At 63.7% G+C, this 17162-nt stretch carries 5 protein-coding genes and 1 pseudogene; 5 read left to right on the top strand and 1 reads right to left on the bottom strand.

What is annotated here, in order from left to right; translation table 11 throughout:
* From HMPREF1136_RS10920 to HMPREF1136_RS10320, 5 genes and pseudogenes are all read left to right on the top strand, one after another.
* Nucleotides 1-424 (top strand): annotated as a pseudogene (locus tag HMPREF1136_RS10920) (S8 family serine peptidase); the annotation flags it as partial.
* A 311-nt stretch (nucleotides 425-735) separates the two neighbouring features.
* Nucleotides 736-3873 (top strand): leucine-rich repeat protein, encoded by a 3138-nt coding sequence (locus HMPREF1136_RS07515; RefSeq protein WP_009648743.1) that lies wholly within the window; start codon nucleotides 736-738, stop codon nucleotides 3871-3873.
* Between the two features lie 383 nt (nucleotides 3874-4256).
* A complete protein-coding gene (locus HMPREF1136_RS07510) occupies nucleotides 4257-8135 on the top strand; it encodes a S8 family serine peptidase (protein WP_009648744.1) in 3879 nt (1292 codons plus the stop codon).
* A 375-nt stretch (nucleotides 8136-8510) separates the two neighbouring features.
* Nucleotides 8511-13862 (top strand): S8 family serine peptidase, encoded by a 5352-nt coding sequence (locus tag HMPREF1136_RS11400; protein WP_009648731.1) that lies wholly within the window; start codon nucleotides 8511-8513, stop codon nucleotides 13860-13862.
* Between the two features lie 620 nt (nucleotides 13863-14482).
* Nucleotides 14483-14884 (top strand): hypothetical protein, encoded by a 402-nt coding sequence (locus tag HMPREF1136_RS10320; protein ID WP_009648748.1) that lies wholly within the window; start codon nucleotides 14483-14485, stop codon nucleotides 14882-14884.
* Between the two features lie 202 nt (nucleotides 14885-15086).
* Here HMPREF1136_RS10320 and HMPREF1136_RS07495 read toward each other — a convergent pair whose 3' ends face one another.
* A complete protein-coding gene (locus tag HMPREF1136_RS07495) occupies nucleotides 15087-17027 on the bottom strand; it encodes a solute carrier family 23 protein (protein WP_009648749.1) in 1941 nt (646 codons plus the stop codon).
* Between the last annotated feature and the right edge of the window lie 135 nt (nucleotides 17028-17162).

Raw genomic sequence — 17162 nt, 5'->3', positions numbered from 1 at the left:
TCCCGCGCCGAGCCAGCCGCCCGCTCCCGCCCCGAGCCAGCCGCCCGCTCCCGCGCCGAGCCAGGCACCGGGTCCCGCGCCGATCCAGACGTCGATACCCCAACAGCAGACAGGGGAGTGGGTCTGGGGTGCTCGTGGCTGGTGGTATCGCTACGCCGACGGCTCCTATCCGGTCGGTACAGCTGTGACTATCGGTGGTTGGGTTTACCGCTTCGATGCGGCCGGCTATATGCGCGTCGGCTGGGTTCGTGACAATGGTGTCTGGTACTACCACCTGCGTTCGGGCGTGCAGGCCAGTGGGTGGGTCGTCGATGGTGGCTCGTGGTACTACCTGACGCCCGGCAGTGGAGCGATGTCCACCGGGTGGGTGAGCGACGGATGGGCCTGGTATCGGTTTGCCGACTCAGGTCAGTGGGTCGAGTAGTCGAGTGACCTAGCGCGAGGGCGTGGTCGACCGAGTGGTTGGCTGCGCCCTCGCGTTACTTTCATCCCATGTTCTTCAGTGTGTCACGTGTATCGAGCGGTGTTTTCTCGTGGGCTTAGTTGTGCGTATGTGCATTCTGAACAGTTGGGCGAAAAAGCCTATAACCTAACGTGTCACATGTTTGACATATGCTGAGAAAATATGGCAAAACGAGCATCTGTCAAGGGGGCAACATACTAGGCTTGAGCATGGATTACGCCACATAGCAGTGGGCGTTCCCCTCCACTAGTTCTCAACCAAGCGAGGTGTACATGTCCCATCGAACATTTTCAGCGGTCGCGCTGGCAACGACCGGCGTCCTGGCCCTGACCGCGCTGAGCGTGCCTGCGGCCACCGCCGCGGGCACCGGTGTGACCGGAGCTCTCCAGCCCGCAACAGTTGAAGCACCCAGTATCGGTGTGCCGACGACGAGGCTGGACGTGTGGCCGACTGCTACCGACCTGGCACTGGGCCAGAACGTCATCTTCGACGCCTCTTACGATTCAGGAAACTTCGACCCCGGCATCATCGTCTGGAAGTCTTCGGATGAGTCGGTTCTTACCGTCGACCAGGAAGGACACGTCAGCGCGGTCGGTGTCGGTGAGGCGACGATCACCGTGACCGACAAGGATGATTCGAGCCTGACCTCCACGTCCACGGTTCAGGTCCGTGAGATCCCCGAGGACGTGGGCATGGAGCTGTCCGTCCCCGAGGTGTCGGCCATCTTCAACCGGCAGGTCTACCTGCACGCGCTCCTCGCCCCCTCCCTCCAAGGAAGCGCAGTCACCTGGAGCATGGACCCCACCACTCTTGGGGCGTTCTATAGCCGCGACGATGCATCGTCGATCGACTTTCAGGGCGCTGAGCAGGCGGGAACCGGCACGCTAACCGCGACCGTCACGAGCGAGGCAGGGGTGACTAAGACGGTGACTGTGCCCGTGACGGTCCAGCCCGATCCTCGCGGCGACTTCATCACGGACGATGACGGCGTCCTCGTCCAGTACCAGGGAAAGAGTCAGGACGTTGAAATCCCCGAGGGTGTCACGGGCATCTCTTCCGGTGCTTTCCCGTCCCAGCTGACCAAGGTGTGGGTGCCCGCCAGTGTGCGCACCATCGACTACGAAGCCTTCAAAGGCACCAACCTGCAGGAAATTACCTTCCAGGATGACTCGGCCCACCCCTCCCAGCTCACAGCGATCTACGACGAAGCGTTCTCCAACACCCCTATCGAGACGCTGACGTTGCCTCGCTCTGTGCAGACGGTCGTCGGTGCCTTCGAGGGTATGGCGGGCCTGAAGACGCTCCACCTGGGACCCAATATCGGCCCGGGTCTCCTAGTTGGGGACTTCCAGTACACGCCGAGTCTGACGACCATCGACGTGGATCCGGACAACGCGAACTACACCAGTGACGAGGGCGTTTTGTACACGAAGGACCACTCGAGCCTCATCGCGTACCCGACGGCCAAAAACCCTGGAGGGAGCTACGCCGTCCTCGAGGGGACGACCACCATCGAACAATCCGCTTTCGAGAACGCACAGGTTGCTACCGTGACGATGCCTTCTACGTTGCGGACGATCGGCTCGCAGGCATTTACGCATTCACACCTGACCTCGCTGACATTGCCCGACGGCTTCGAGAGTGCGGGGTATTGGGCATTCGCGTACGCGGAGAAGCTGACGAGCGTCGATATTGGAGGTGCCACGTCTCTGCCCGACGGTGCCTTCATATACGCTCGCAGCCTGGCCAGTGTGAACCTGCGTCCGGACCTCGGCAGGCTCACGATGCTCGACGGGAGTGCCCTGATGGGGACCGCCCTGACCTCTCTGACCCTGCCCGATAGTGTCACGTCCATCGGGCAGTGGTCTCTTGCGAGCAACACCTCTCTCACGCAGCTGCACCTGGGAGCGGGCCTGTCATCCATTGGCTCCGGTGCTCTCAGCGGCGACACCGCCTTGGCAACCGTGACCGTGAACCCAGCTAATGCCTCGTTCTCTGAGGTAGATGGCGTCCTCTACACCAAGGACGGGGCCAGCCTGATCCTTTACCCGGCGTCCCGAGCTGGCAACGAGTACGAGGTGCCCGCCGGGACCACTGCGATTGGGTACCAAGCGTTCGACAGGGCCAGATCGCTTACCCGGGTCATCCTGCCCGAGGGGCTGACGACCATCGACTACTCGGCCTTCGAGGGGTGCACCAACCTGGTAGACATGACCTTCCCCGAGTCGCTCGAAGTCGTTCGCGGCATCCAGAACACCGGCCTAGACACCGTCATCCTCGGATCGAAGGTGCGTGAACTCTTCATGCCCACGCGCGAGAACCTGGCACCTCGCCACCTCATCGTGCGCGGCGGCGTGAATGGCAAATACTACACCGACGGAGAACCCTCCAACGGCCGCATCGAGAGCGCTTTCTTCGGCGAAGGTATGACGAAGGTGGACGTGCGCAGCAAGGGTCCCAAGGTCATCGTCCTGCCCTCGACCATCACCTCCTTCCAACTCGACCCCTTCTCCTCGCCTGGCTACAAGACCGACGCGCAGGTCTACGTGGCAGCAGCCGAAGGATCGCCCGCCTGGGAGGTCGCAAAGGCCGAACTCGTCAAGGAAGGCATCGACCTGTCCCACCTGCACGTCTACACTCCCGCCCAGCTCACGCTGAAGGGCCTCGACGCTACCAATGACGAGGCCGGGGGCGCGCTCGCATGGAAGGACGCGTCGGTGAGTGTCACCGCCACCGTGAACGGTGGCGTGCCCGAGGGCCGCGAGCTGCGCGTCACCCAGGTCGGCGCGGACGGGACTGAGACCCTCGTCCAGGATTGGACGGCAATGAACGCGGGTGACGGGGACGCCTCGACCCTGGCATTCTCGTGGACGCCCACCGAGGGCGCGCCGTCCTTGCGCGTTCAGACGCGCGACATCACGCACGTGAGCGCCGAGCAGACGACGGAAGCTCAACTCTCGCCCGCGCGCGTGACGGGAGAATGGAGCCGCACGCTCTTCGGCTGGCGCTACGTCTATCCGAACGGCACGTATGTCAAGAGCCAAACCATCATGATCGACGGCAAGATCTACCGATTCGGCTCGGATGGCTTCATGCGCACGGGGTGGATCTACGACGAGGGCGCATGGCGCTACCACGACTCCTCCGGTGCCATGCAGACCGGCTGGGTGAATGTCGAGGGCGGTTGGTACTACCTGACGCCGGGAAGCGGCGCGATGGCCAAGGGCTGGCTCAAGGACGGTGGAACCTGGTACCACCTGAGCGTCAACACCGGACGCATGACCACAGGCTGGCTGCGCGGTGACGACGGGTGGTACTACCTGCGCCCCAGCGGTGCGATGGCCACCGGCTGGATCCAGATCGGGTGGACCTGGTACCAGTTCTCCGACAGTGGCAAGTGGATTCACTAGGATCCGGCGCATAATCCCAGCGTTTTCACAGGACGCTCCGGCTGTCTCCACAGACTCGGCACCTACAGTAGGTGTCATCGCATGGGAATACGGCACGGACCACACGGGTCCGGGATATGCCGACGAGCTACGTTTGAGGAGTCATCTGGGAGAACTCGCACTGTGTTGATGGGATACGCCGAGGGGTCGACCGAAAGGTCGGCCCCTCGGCGTATCTGCGCGCGCTCGAGAGGCGCTTGGTGTGGGAGGACGACAGGATCGTGACAAGCCGCGTCTCGGTTGCCGACAACGCATACTGCGCACGTGGAAAAGCTCCCCATAATTGTGGAGGCGCTCTTAGTGCCAAGCTTGTCAAACACAGTCGTTAATGAAGTGAGACTCAGATGACCCACCGCAGAACGTCGGCACTCGCCCTGGTGGTCGCCGGCGCCCTTGGCGTGACAACACTCGCCGTTCCGGCTGCGTTCGCAGCTGACGGGGGAGCGCATCCCCGCTCCGGCCCCACCCCTCCCAGCTCGGGGCAGCCCGCGAACCCCGCCCCAGCCTCGTCGAGTGACGAGCCAACCACGATCATCATCCAGCTCGAGGCCGGGGCTGAACGCGCGCAGACCCGGGAGCGGATCGCCGCCTCCGTCGCCGAAGCTGTCCCCTCCGCGAGCGTCACGACGTTGCGTGAGTACACCCACGCGCTCCAGGGCTTCGCGATCAAGGCACCCGCGGCCGCGCTCGCCGCTATCCAACGCACGGAGGGCGTCAAGACCGCCGCCGTTGCGCGCAGCGTCACGCCCATGGCCGAGAACGATGCTGCCCCCGCAGGTGCGCCCGTCCTGAAGAACGCGTCCGCGCTCGAAATGACCCGCGCCAACCAGGCCGCCCAAAAAGGCGACCACCAGGTCATCGAAGTCATCGACTCCGGCCTCGACACGAGCCACCCCGCCTTCTCCGGTGCCCTCGATGCCGCCTCCCTGCGCATGACGCGGGCGGACGTCGCCGCACTCGCGCCGAGCCTGCCCCACGCCACAGGGGGCACGTGGGTCAGCGACAAAATCCCCTTCGCCTACGACTACGCCGACAACGATGCCGACGTCGTCCCCGCTTCCGAAAAAGACCTGAACCACGGCACGCACGTCACCGCCATCGCAGCCGCTAACGGCGGCGAGGTACGCGGCAGCGCCCCGAACGCGCAGATCATTGTCGCCAAGGTCATCCAGGATGCCGACGGCGTCATGTCCGATGCCGCCATGCTCGCCGCCCTCGACGATGCCCTGGTCATCAAGCCCGACGTCATCAACATCTCGCTGGGCGACGACTCCGGCATGAGCAGCGAGGCCGGGACCATCTTCGCCGACGTCTATAAGGCGCTCGTGGACGCGGGCATCACCGTCAACGCCGCGTCCGGCAACGCCTTCTCCACCGCGTACGGCAACAACTCCGGGCAGAACAAGCCCTTTGCCTCCGACCCCGACACGGGCACTCTTGGCGAGCCGGCCTCCTATCGATCCACCCTGGCGGTCGCCTCGGTCGACGCGCAGGACACCTCGCCCTACGTCCTGCTCGGCGACCGTAAGATCCCCTACGGGATCGCCATCGACGGCAAGGGCGACCCGGTGCCCAGCCTGCGCGACATCCCCGAAAAGACCTACCGGATCGTGTATGAGCACTCCGGAGGCAGTGATGAGGTGCAACGCTACTGGAGCACAAACCGCTACGACCTGTCGGACGCCATCGTCCTCGAGGACAAGGGTGGCATGGATACCCGTCTCGACATCCCGATGACCGACGACCTCAAGGCCAGCTACCTGACGCAGGCCACTCCGCCGCCCGCCGCCCTCATCATCGCCGACACCGATGACGCGGGCGCGCCGTACCAGGCCATTCTGGAGTCCACCCGCGAGATGCCGACGGTGACCATCACGAAGAAGGACAGCGACGCGATCCATGACTCGATACGCGACGCCGGGGGAGAAGACGTCTACCTGACTGTCACCCACTCCGGCATCGTCCTGTCCTCGAGCAACCCGACCGCCTCCGAATTCTCCGCGTGGGGCGTCACCCCCGACCTGCGCCTCAAGCCCGAGGTCGCGGCCCCCGGCGGCAACATCACCTCGGCGATCTTGAACGGCGAGTACGCGAGTTTGTCGGGCACCTCCATGGCCTCCCCGCACGTCGCGGGCATCAGCGCCCTCGTGCGCGAGCGCATCGCCTCCGACCCGCTCTTGAGCGGCATGGACGCTGCGCAGAAGAATGCGGTCGTCACGAACTTCCTCATGGGGACCGCCCACCCGCTCATCGACGTTGAGCTGGGTGACGGCACCTTCTACTCCCCGCGCAAGGTCGGCGCAGGACAGGTTGACGCGGTCGCCGCCACGACCTCGTCCGTGTACCCGACCGTGATCGGGGCCTCCGACCCCTCGCGACCCAAGGCCGACCTGGGCGACGGCACGAAGGGCTGGACCTTCCAGGTGCAGCTGACGAACCTCGCGCCCGAGGCGCGCACCTACACACTCGGTGGGCAGGCCTTGTCCGAGGTCATCGAAGAAGGCGTGTTCCTGGAACACTCGCAGAACTGGGCGGGGCAGGGTATTTCCCTGACCTTCTCCTCCGACTCCGTGACCGTTCCCGCGTCCTCCAGCGCCACCGTCACCGTCACCGTGACCCCCGAAGCCGAGTTCGCCTCGTACGCCGCCGAAAAAGCCCCCAAGGGGACCTTCATCGACGGCGCTGTCACCTTCACGAGCACCGACGGGGCACCCGACCTGACCGTTCCCTACGTAGGCTTCTACGGCGCGTGGGGCGCGCCCGCGATCTTTGACGAGAAGTGGTCCGACGAGGACACACATCCCGCGCACGTCTACCGCTCCGCGCTGATGGACACCGAGACCGAAATCCCGCTGGGTGGCCTGAACCCGCTGGCCGATAAGCAGGACTACAATGCGGTCGTCACGGTCGATCCGACCCGGCTCATCGCCTCGCGGTCGCAGGCCCCCGGAGCCCCCAACACCATCGCCCCACGCACGGGCATGCTGCGCGCCGTCCCACAGATGAACGCCACCTACACGAACGAGGCCGGGGACACCGTCCGCTCGTACACGCTGAGCCGGGTGCGCAAGTCCCTCTACGACCTGGAAACCGGGTACACGAAGCCGGGCGAGTTCACCGGCGACGATCCCATCTTCGACGGGCTGGACGAGGCCGGGAAGGAACTGCCGGACGGACGCTACAGGCTAACCCTCGAGGCAGCCACGGATGGACCTTCGTCCACCACTCAGCAGATGAGCTACGACTTCACCCTCGACACCCGAGCGCCCGTCATCTCTTCTGCGGCGGTCGCGGGCGAGGGCGAGGCACGCGCACTCTCCTTCGACGTTGCCGACTCCTCGCCGCTGGCCGGCGTCGAGCTGCGTGCCGATGCGGAGGGCACCTGGTACTACCGCCAGCTCCTCGAAGGCGACGGTGAGGTTCAGGCCGACGGAACGCACCGCTACCACGTCGAGGTTCCGGTCACGGACCTGAATCGCGCGTGGGCCGAGAAAGGTAACGAAGCCGAGGCCCCCGTGTCCTCATACCTGGTCGCGTGGGACTGGGGACTGAACCCGGCCCAGCAGGCCGTGCACCTGGATGGCTCGGCGGCACCGGATCCTGCTCCGAATCCGGACCCGGCACCCAACCCGGACCCTGCTCCGAATCCGGATCCGGCTCCCGCGGAGGGCGAGTGGATGAGTGACGCGCGTGGTTGGTGGTATCGCCAGGCCGATGGGTCCTTTCCGAAGGACTCCACGCTTGTGATTGGCGGATCCGTCTATCGCTTCGACGAGTTCGGTTACATGCGCACCGGTTGGGTCAAGGATCAGGGATCGTGGTTCTATCACCAGGCATCGGGCGCCCAGGCTGTGGGCTGGGTGAAGCAAGGTATGTCGTGGTTCTACCTCGATGAGACCACCGGAGCAATGGCCACCGGCTGGCTGCACCTCGGCTCATCGTGGTTCTACATGAGCCCCGAAGGTGTCATGACAACCGGTTGGGTCAAGGATGGCTCGTCGTGGTTTTTCTTGGATCCGGGTAGTGGTGCGATGGCCACGGGTTGGATGATGATCCGCGGCACCTGGTACTACCTGAACCCGGCCGATGGTGCGATGGTCACCGGCTGGCTGCAGATCGGCGACTCCTGGTACTACCTGCAGCCTTCGGGCGCGATGGCTACCGGCTGGGTCTGGATCGGATGGAAGTGGTACTTCTTCTCTGATTTGGGCCAGTGGAGCTGATCTGAGTGATTGATGCGGGCGTGAGCGCCCGAGTGTGCGCCCCTGGGACACCACCCGGGGGCGCACACCTGTCTGCAGCTGCAGTGCTGGTCACCATTATCGGCGTGGATAAAAGTTTGTCAGTTTATTACAGTGCGTCTCCACGTCCCCCATATAGCCTTGTAAAATGCTGGGGTGTCAGGTGCTGTTGAACAATTAAAGGCTGTCGGTATGTGCTGTTATATCAGCTAAAAAAGTGGTGACCTCCTGTTGGAAGGATTGTCTGTCAAACATTATCAATTATCGACTAAGCTCCATCGGTTTATGATTGACAGGTGAGGGAAGCAGCGACGCGACCCTCACCTCCACCCCTTTTGTCGACCAAGTGAGCCACAGATGTCCCGACGAAAAGTCACGGCACTGGCGCTGATAGCGGCAGGTGCCCTCGTTTTTACCCCGGTCACAATCCCATCGACACGCGCGGCTGCCGTCACCGACGACGCCCAGCCGCGCACCCTCGCTGCTCAGCGCGACGACGCGCAGTCCGGCGGCGACGCACAGCCGCGCATCCCACAGGACCCTGCCACGGCCTCGGACGTTGATGGGCATGCCAGCGACGACACGCCGACCACGATCATCGTCCAACTTGAGGAAGGAGACGTCGGAATCCCCTGGGATAAGCGCGTCTTTGGGCTGAGCACGGATACCAAACACGCAGAGATGAAAGCCCGCATCAAGTCAGAGGTTGATCGGGTCGCGCCCGGCTCGGTCGTCACCGTCCTGCGCGAATACAGCCACGCGCTCGACGGCTTCGCGCTCGAAGCCCCGGCCTCCTCCCTGGAGGCCATTCGTGCCACCGAAGGCGTTAAGGCAGCATTCGTCGAGCAAACCTACGATCCTACGACGATCAGTGAGGATGCAGACGACGCCGTCCTCACCGCCATTGACCCCAACGTGCTCAATTCCTCCACGCTCGAGATGATTCGCGCCAACCAGACCAGCCTGAAGGGCGACCGCCAGGTTATCGAAATCATCGACACAGGACTGGTGATAGGGCATGCCGCCTTTGCCGGCTCCATGGACGGAGTTGACGTGCGCATGAGTCAAGCGGACGTCGAGGCCTTGACCAGTAAACTCCCGCACGGGAAAGGGGGACGTTACGTGAGCAAAAAGATCCCCTTTGTCTACGATTACGCCGACGAGGATGACAATCCGAATCCCGGATATATCTTCAACAGCCTGCACGGGACGCACGTCGCCGGTATCGCCGCCGCCAACGCGCCCGAGCTGCGGGGCGTTGCGCCGAACGCTCAGATCATCGCTGCAAAAGTGGCCGGAGATGGGAGCGGTATTCAGGACAGGGCAGTGCTGGATGCGCTCGATGACGCCCTCATCCTCAAACCGGACATCATCAACCTGTCTCTTGTGCGAGGCGGTGGCATGAGCAGCGAGGCCGGCAGCGTCTACGATGGTGTGCTCAAAGCCCTGACAGATGAAGGTATCACCGTCAACGTGTGCGCGGGGAATGAGGGGTCTGCCGCGTACGGAACCCTCAATGGCAGCGCTGCACCCTACGCGACCGAACCGGATACTTCCACGGTGACCGAGCCGGGTTCCTTCAAACCGTCGTTGACCGTCGCCTCGGTCGATAACGTGTTGGCCCTGCCCTATCTGACGTACGAGGGCCAGCGGATCTTCTACCGCGCCGCCGTTGATTGGGATGATCAGGCGAAGGCTGACCTGCGTGCCATCCCAGAGGGAACCTACCGCGTCATTGACGCCGGCGCGGGTGATGCAAGCACGCTCGAGCGACTCGTCGCCGACAACCAGGGCGATCTCTCCGATGTCATTCTCCTGGAAAACGGCGGCGGGAACGGGGAATACAACAACGGGATCAGTGCCTGGCGGCAAGTGAGTACGGCTGAGTCCCTGTCAGCGCGCCCAGCAGCGCTCATGCTCGGAGACCCCGATCAGGGTGTGGTTCCCTACGCGGCAATAATCGACGAGCACGCAACGTTGCCGACCGTCACCATCACGAACAAAGACCACGACACCCTCGCCGAGGCGCTACGATCCTCTGCCTCCGGGAGCGTGACGATCACCCTCACGTATTCCGACCAGGTTCCCGTGACCGATATGCCGATGGTCTATCCCACTTCCTCCTGGGGCGTGTCACCCGACATCACACTCAAGCCCGAGATCACCGCACCCGGCGGCAATGTCGTCTCCGCTGGATATCTTGACCAGTACGTGCGAATGACCGGCACCTCGCAGGCAAGCCCGCACGTCGCCGGCGTGGCCGCCCTCGTGCGTGAGCGCATCGCAAGCGATCCGTTGTTCGCGCGCATGAGCCACGCGGATAAGGACGCTGTCGTTGCGAATATCCTGATGGGCACCGCTCATCCGCTCCAAGACGTTGAGCAACGCAACGGAACCTATTACTCGCCGCGTAGAGTCGGTGCCGGCCTCGTCGACGCGGTCGCGGCAACCACCACGGCCGTCTACCCGACCGTGGAAGGAGCGTCCGACCCATCTCGCCCGAAGGCAGACCTCGGAGATGGAACGCAGGGCTGGAGCTTCACGGTGAGGCTGACCAACCTGTCCGGCGACGATCACACCTACACGCTCGGAGGCCAAGCTCTCTCCGAGATCACCGAAAACGGGTACTTCACCCAGCACTCCAAGAACTGGGCGAATCAGGGTATCTCCCTGATCTTCTCGGCGAACGCGTTGCGCGTGCCCGCCAGATCGCGCGCCTCCGTGACCGTCACGGTGACCCCTCAGGCTGAGTTTGCCTCGTACGCCGCCGCGAACGCGCCTAAGGGAACCTTTATTGACGGCGCCGTCACCTTCGCGAGCACCGACGGGGCACCCGACCTGACGGTTCCCTACATGGGGTTCTACGGCTCCTGGGGAGACCCCAGCGTCTTCGACGCGCAGGGAAGCGACTTCCACGCCGACCGGTCTTCCCTGATCAACCTTGCGACGCGCGCTCCGCTCGATGAGCCGCGCGTGGGACTCGATGGTGCCCGCTACGTCGTTTCGCGCTCGCCCCTGCCCGAAGCGCCAACGTCGATTGCACCTCGTACTGTCCTGCTGCGCAACGTACCGGTGGTGACCTACACCTACAAGAACGAGGCCGGTACAGTTGTGCGCTCGTACACGCGCCACCGCGCACGAAAGTACCCCTTCGACGGGAAGACGCAAGTTCCTGACACCGTCGACGCCCAGGCTGACACTGCCGAAACCCCTCACACGGACGCGGCCGTCTTTGACGGATTCGACGCGTCGGGTACAGAGCTGCCCGACGGACCTTACACCCTCACGATTGAAGCAGCATCGGACGGCCCGTCTTCGACCACGCACCAGCAAAGCTACGAGCTGATGCTGGACACCCAAGCTCCCGTCGTGACCACGCTCGACGTCAGGGATGACGCAGGGGAACGCACACTGGTCATCGACATCACTGACTCGTCGCCGCTGGCCGGGTACGGGTTCTCTGCGATAACCGAGAACGAACCCGCCTACTCGGTGACGGAAGGCTTGACGGACGCACATCAGGACGACGGCACATACACGAGCCACTACGAGATCGCGTGGAAGGACCTGCCCGAGTCCCTGACGGCGGCCAACCCGGCCGCCCTGACCCTGTACGCCTGGGACGCGGGCAAGAATCGGACGACGGCACACGTGAACCTGGCGGGGATCCCGATGACCGCGCTGTCCCTGACCCCGCAGTCCTCCTCGCTTATCGTCGGGCAGACGACGACCCTGCGCGCGGACTACGAACCCGCCAACGCGACCGTCACCGGCCTCGTGTGGTCCTCCTCGAACGAGGCCGTGGCGACCGTTGACGATCAAGGACACGTGCGGGCGGTGGGAACCGGAAGCGCGACGATCACCGCAGCCGACACGACGCAATCGAGCGTGTCCGCGAGCGCGCAGGTCAGCGTCCGCGCGGTCTCATCATGGACGGGTATCGAGCTGTCGACTTCCTCGCTTACTCTCCAGGCGGGGCAAGCGGCGACAGTTGAGGCGTTCCTTGCATCAACCTTCAAGGGGCGCACGGTGACGTGGAAGCTGGTGCCTGCCTCTCTTGGAACGGTCACGCCCAGCCGTGACACGCTGTCGGCGACGGTGACGGCGTCGAGCACGGAAGGAAGCGGTACGTTGCGTGCGACGGTGAGAAATCGGTATGGGCGAGCGAGAAGCGTGTCCATACCGGTCACGATCGAAGGCGAAGCATCCAGGGACTTCGTGATCGATGCGTCGGGTGTCTTGACCAGCTACGAGGGGTCCTCGCCCGACGTGACGATTCCGGATACGGTCACGGTGATCGCACCCTCCGCTTTTGATAAGGCGCGTCGGGTGATTCGCAGCGTTCGTATTCCCGCGAGCGTCCGAGAGATTCAAGCAGACGCGTTTGCGTCGACCGCTTTGACCTCGGTGACATTCGACGACACGCGAGACTATCCTTCGCAGCTGACAACGGTGGGGGAGAGGGCGTTCGCGTCGACTGCCCTGACGTCGATTGTCCTGCCTGGTGCGGTGACGACCATCGGTGCCCGCGCATTTGACGGTGCCATGTCGTTGACGGAACTGGAAATTCCCGACTCCGTGCAATACTCGGGCGGACTGGCGAATACGGGACTCGAGACGGTCGAGTTTGGAACGCAGATCAGGAAGATCTCGTCGAGGGGTACAAGCCTCACGGCTCCCCAGCACCTCATCGTGCGAGGTGGGGTCCAGGGCGTCGTGGATTACGAAGAGAGCGCCTCGGATACGTCTCTGATGAGTACATTCTTCGGCGAAGGGATAACGGACATCACCCTCTCGGGGAGCTTCCCGAGAGTCCTCGTCCTGCCGTCCACAACCACACAATTCGCCCTGTACTCCTACCTGCTTGGGGGAAGACCCGACGACATCGACGTGTATGTCGCCGACGCGCAGGGATCGCCCGCATGGGCCACGGCTGAGAACACGCTGCGGCAAGCACGCCTCGATACCGCGCGCATCCATCGGTACACCCCCGCAACTGTGACCGTGTCCGGCGTGGGAATCACCGAGGCCGATGACGGGTACGAGCTGTCGGCATCCGTCGGTACCCCGACCCAGATCACCGCCTCCGTGACCGGTGGTGTTCCGGGCGGATACCAGATGCGAGCCACGCAGGTCAGCGCGGATGGAACCGAAACACCCGTGCTCGACTGGGCGGACATGACGGCCAACGCCGACTCTGCCTCTGCGCTTCTGTCGTGGAACCCGTCAAGCAGCGATACGACGCTGCGCATCGAGGTGCGCGACGCCACGCATCTGCGTCACCCGGTGACGGTGGCGCTCGCGGGCAGCCCTCAGCCGGATCCGACCCCGCAGGTGGGATCGTGGTCGCACAACGGGAGCTGTTGGAGCTACCGATACGCGGATGGCACTGTTGAACGCAGTTCGACGCTCACCATCGACGCGCAGGTATACCGATTCGACGCGAATGGGTGTGCGAAGACCGGGTGGGTGCTCGACGGGGACTCGTGGTACTACCACTCCTCGACGGGTGCTCAGCAGAGCGGATGGCTGACGCTGGGCACGGATACGTACTATCTAGATCCCACAACCGGTGCGATGGCCACCGGCTGGATCACAGACGGAGGTGCCTGGTACTACCTGCAACCCGGCACCGGAGCTATGGCGACGGGATGGGTACGCATCGGGTGGAAGTGGTACCACTTCTCCGACACGGGCCAGCTCCTGTAGCGTCCCTGCCATGGTGCCAAGGCTCGCGCCCCGCTCGCGCCCCGAACACCGCGTCGGGACGCGAGCGCATAAAGTCCCAGGCTTTTCCCAGGTTGCCTGTGGGGTCCCACAAGGTTGGCTCCATACAGTAGGCGTCATCGCATGGGAATACGGCGCGGGCCACACGGGTCCGAATAATGCCGACGAGCTACGTTTGAGGAGTCATCTGGGAGAACTCGCACTGTGTTGATGGGATACGCCGAGGGGCCGACCGAAAGGTCGGCCCCTCGGCATATCTGCGCGCGCTCGATGAGCGAGTAATCAGGGTGAGGATTATAGGTCGCTGCGTGCACTAGTCGGAGGCGGGGACGTCTTTTGCGCACGTAAACCCGCTCATCGGAGCGTCGGCGGGGCTGCCCACGTGCGGAGCAGCGGGTTCACGTGTGGGATAGAGGGTTTGCATGCGGATGCGCCCTGAAGCGTTCCGCGACACGTCGTTTTTCACCACGCTTCGTGCGTGAGCCGAAGGTTAACCGACGTTTCCTCGTGGAGCGTGGGGACGGGAACCACCGGTCCCTGCTTACCAAGTGGAAAAGCGATAGACTTTCGCGGCATCACGAACTCAATCAAGGAGAAACCTCATGAAGCGCCGTCTCGTCGCCGCCGGCCTCGTCCTTCTGTTCCCGCTCGGCATGGCTGCCTGCGGATCCCAGTCCAAGGCCGATGCCTGCAAAGAAATCAACAACGCCCGCGATAACGCCCTGGAACAGGTGGACGCGCTGTCCGCGTTCTCTGGTTCCGAGGACTTCAAGAACAAACTGGATGTGTTCCTCGCCATCCACAAGGAAGCTGCCAAGAAGGTCACCAACGATGACGTGAAGGCTGCGTACGCGGACGTCATCACCGACATGGACAAGCTCGCTGACGCCATGAACAACGGTGCCGACTTCTACGAATCCAACGAGGTCCTAGACCTCACCACAGAACTCTCGGCGCACGGCGAGAAGCTCAACGAGCTGTGCGGCTTCTCGTGGGATCGGTGACGCATCGCTGACAATCCGAGCGCATGCGGGAGGGGCGGCCAACCCGGTCGCCCCTCCCGCATAGTCAGGAGCAACAAGCGCCACCCGGGATGTTATGCGTAGTGGCTGTTGGGACACTCGGGCAGCACAAGGCCGGGGCGCGCCGGGACTCTACGAAAAAGCCCAACGCGCCCCGGCCTCGTCACTGACAGGGCGAACGACTCTAGAGGCGCTCAACCCCCGCGTCCCACGCGGCGCGCATGGGGTTCGCGTCGGCGACCAGCTGATCGAAGCGCAGGTCGGCGATATCGATGACCTCGCCGAGGGCGAAACGAGCCTCGCGGGCCGGGGAATGCTCGACGCGGCGCCAACCGGATTCCAGCAGGTGCTTGCGGTCCACCACGTTATCCACGCAGATCACCAGCGGACGGCCAAACTTCTCGCGGTACGCGCTGGCCAGGGCGCGCAGCTCCTCAGCCTCCTTGTCCGTCAGATCACCGACGGACAGGTTCGCCGTATCGGCCAGGGACTGCTCGTCACCCTGGCCATCGAGGACCAGCGACACGATATCCGAGTACGACGCAATGAGTTCTTCGGCCTCCTGCTGCGTTGCCGCCAGCACGGCGTTCTCGAAGGAGGAACGCAGCTCGGACACAGAGGCGAAGGGGCGGGACTCCCAGGCGCGCTCGACCGGCCACGTGTGAGCGGAGAACATCGAGGAGAAGGTCGCGACGAATTGGTCGCGATCCATCGCGTTGACGTCGTCCAGGTTGATCTTCTTGCCGTCCACCACGGCCACGTCCGGCGAAGCCTGGCGTCCGATGTGGAAGAACAGGATGTTCAGGATGATGGCCGTCAGCGAGCCGATGGTCACGCCGGAGCCGAAGATGATCTGCAGCCAGGAGGGCATGGCCGTGAGGATGTCCTCTTTCCTGAAGGTGACGAGGAGGGCCAGGCCGATCGACGTGGAGACGATGACGGCGTTGCGGTTGTCGCGCAGATCGACTTTCGCCAGGGTCTGGATGCCGACGACGGCGACGTTGGCGAACATCGCCAGGGAGGCGCCGCCGATGACGGGGGAGGGGATGGCCGCGACGATGGCCGCCGCCTTGGGCAGCAGGCCCAGGATGATCATGAAGACACCCGCCGTGGTGACGACCCAGCGGGAGCTCACACGGGTGAGGCGCACCAGGCCGACGTTCTGCGCAAAGCAGGTGTAGGGGAAGGAGTTGAGGACGCCGCCCAGCAGGGTGGACAGGCCGTCGGCGCGCAGGGCGTTGGCGATGTCACGTGGGGCGATACGCTTGCCCACGACCTCGCCGGTCGCGAACACGTCACCCGTGGTCTCCACGGCGGTCACGGCCATGACGATGATCATCGCGATGATGGCAGTCACAGAGAACTGGGGGAGCCCGAAGAAGAAGGGGCGGGTGACGGCCACCCAGCTGGCGTTTCCGACGCCTGCGAAATTGGTCTTGCCCATCGCGAAGGCAACACCCGTCATAATGACGAGGCCGAGGAGGACTGAGAGCGTTCCCATGAAGCCCTTGAAGAGGCGCTGGATGAGGACGATGATGACGATGGTGCCGATGGCGTAGGCGAGCGATTCGAAGGTGAGCGCCGCCTTCGTGTCCGCCGGTGCATCGTCAGTCCACCTCAAAATGTCGTCGGCAGAGACGGAAAGCAGGGTCGTGCCCATGACCGTCAGGAGCGTGCCCGTGACGACCGGCGGGAAGAAACGCAGGAGCTTGGCGAAGAAGGGGGCGGCCAGGAAGACGATGAGGCCGACGGCGATGATGGAGCCGTACATGGTGGCCAGGCCGGTCTTCGGGTCGGCGCCGGGTGGCGTGGCCGCCGCGCCGATCGCGATGAGGGGGGAGACGGCGGTGAAGGTGACGCCCTGGATGAGGGGGAGCTTCACGCCGACGAAGCGGCCGATGCCGACCGACTGGATGATGGTGGCGATGCCGCAGGTGAGCAGGTCTGCGTTGATGAGGTGAATGAGAGTTTCATCGTCGAGCCCGAGCTGTTTGACAATGAAGAACGGGACGACCACGGCACCCGCGTAGAACGCGAGGACATGCTGAATACCCAGAATGGTGAGTTTTCCAAAGGGAGGAACTTGATCGACGGGGTGGGGAGCGGACGAGGGGCGTGATGCCATCTGTGTCTCCTGGACCTTTATCCAAGTGGTGTTAGGGACGCCTCTATTCTCTGTGATCAGTATGAACGTTTGACGATTTATTTAAAAAGTGTGGCGTGTAATATGCCGTTTGTGCGTTTCGTTGAGGATGTGAAC

Origin of the sequence: Actinomyces sp. ICM47, assembly GCF_000278725.1 — a bacterium.
In the GTDB taxonomy this organism is placed as follows: Bacteria; Actinomycetota; Actinomycetes; order Actinomycetales; family Actinomycetaceae; genus Pauljensenia.
This window is presented reverse-complemented; position numbering and strand designations above follow the sequence as displayed.

Excerpts from the sequence above, each read along its gene's own strand:
- HMPREF1136_RS07495 (WP_009648749.1), bottom strand. The coding sequence starts at position 17,027 with ATGGCATCACGCCCCTCGTCCGCTCCCCACCCCGTCGATCAAGTTCCT.
- HMPREF1136_RS07510 (WP_009648744.1), top strand. The coding sequence starts at position 4,257 with ATGACCCACCGCAGAACGTCGGCACTCGCCCTGGTGGTCGCCGGCGCC.
- HMPREF1136_RS07515 (WP_009648743.1), top strand. The coding sequence starts at position 736 with ATGTCCCATCGAACATTTTCAGCGGTCGCGCTGGCAACGACCGGCGTC.
- HMPREF1136_RS10320 (WP_009648748.1), top strand. The coding sequence starts at position 14,483 with ATGAAGCGCCGTCTCGTCGCCGCCGGCCTCGTCCTTCTGTTCCCGCTC.
- HMPREF1136_RS11400 (WP_009648731.1), top strand. The coding sequence starts at position 8,511 with ATGTCCCGACGAAAAGTCACGGCACTGGCGCTGATAGCGGCAGGTGCC.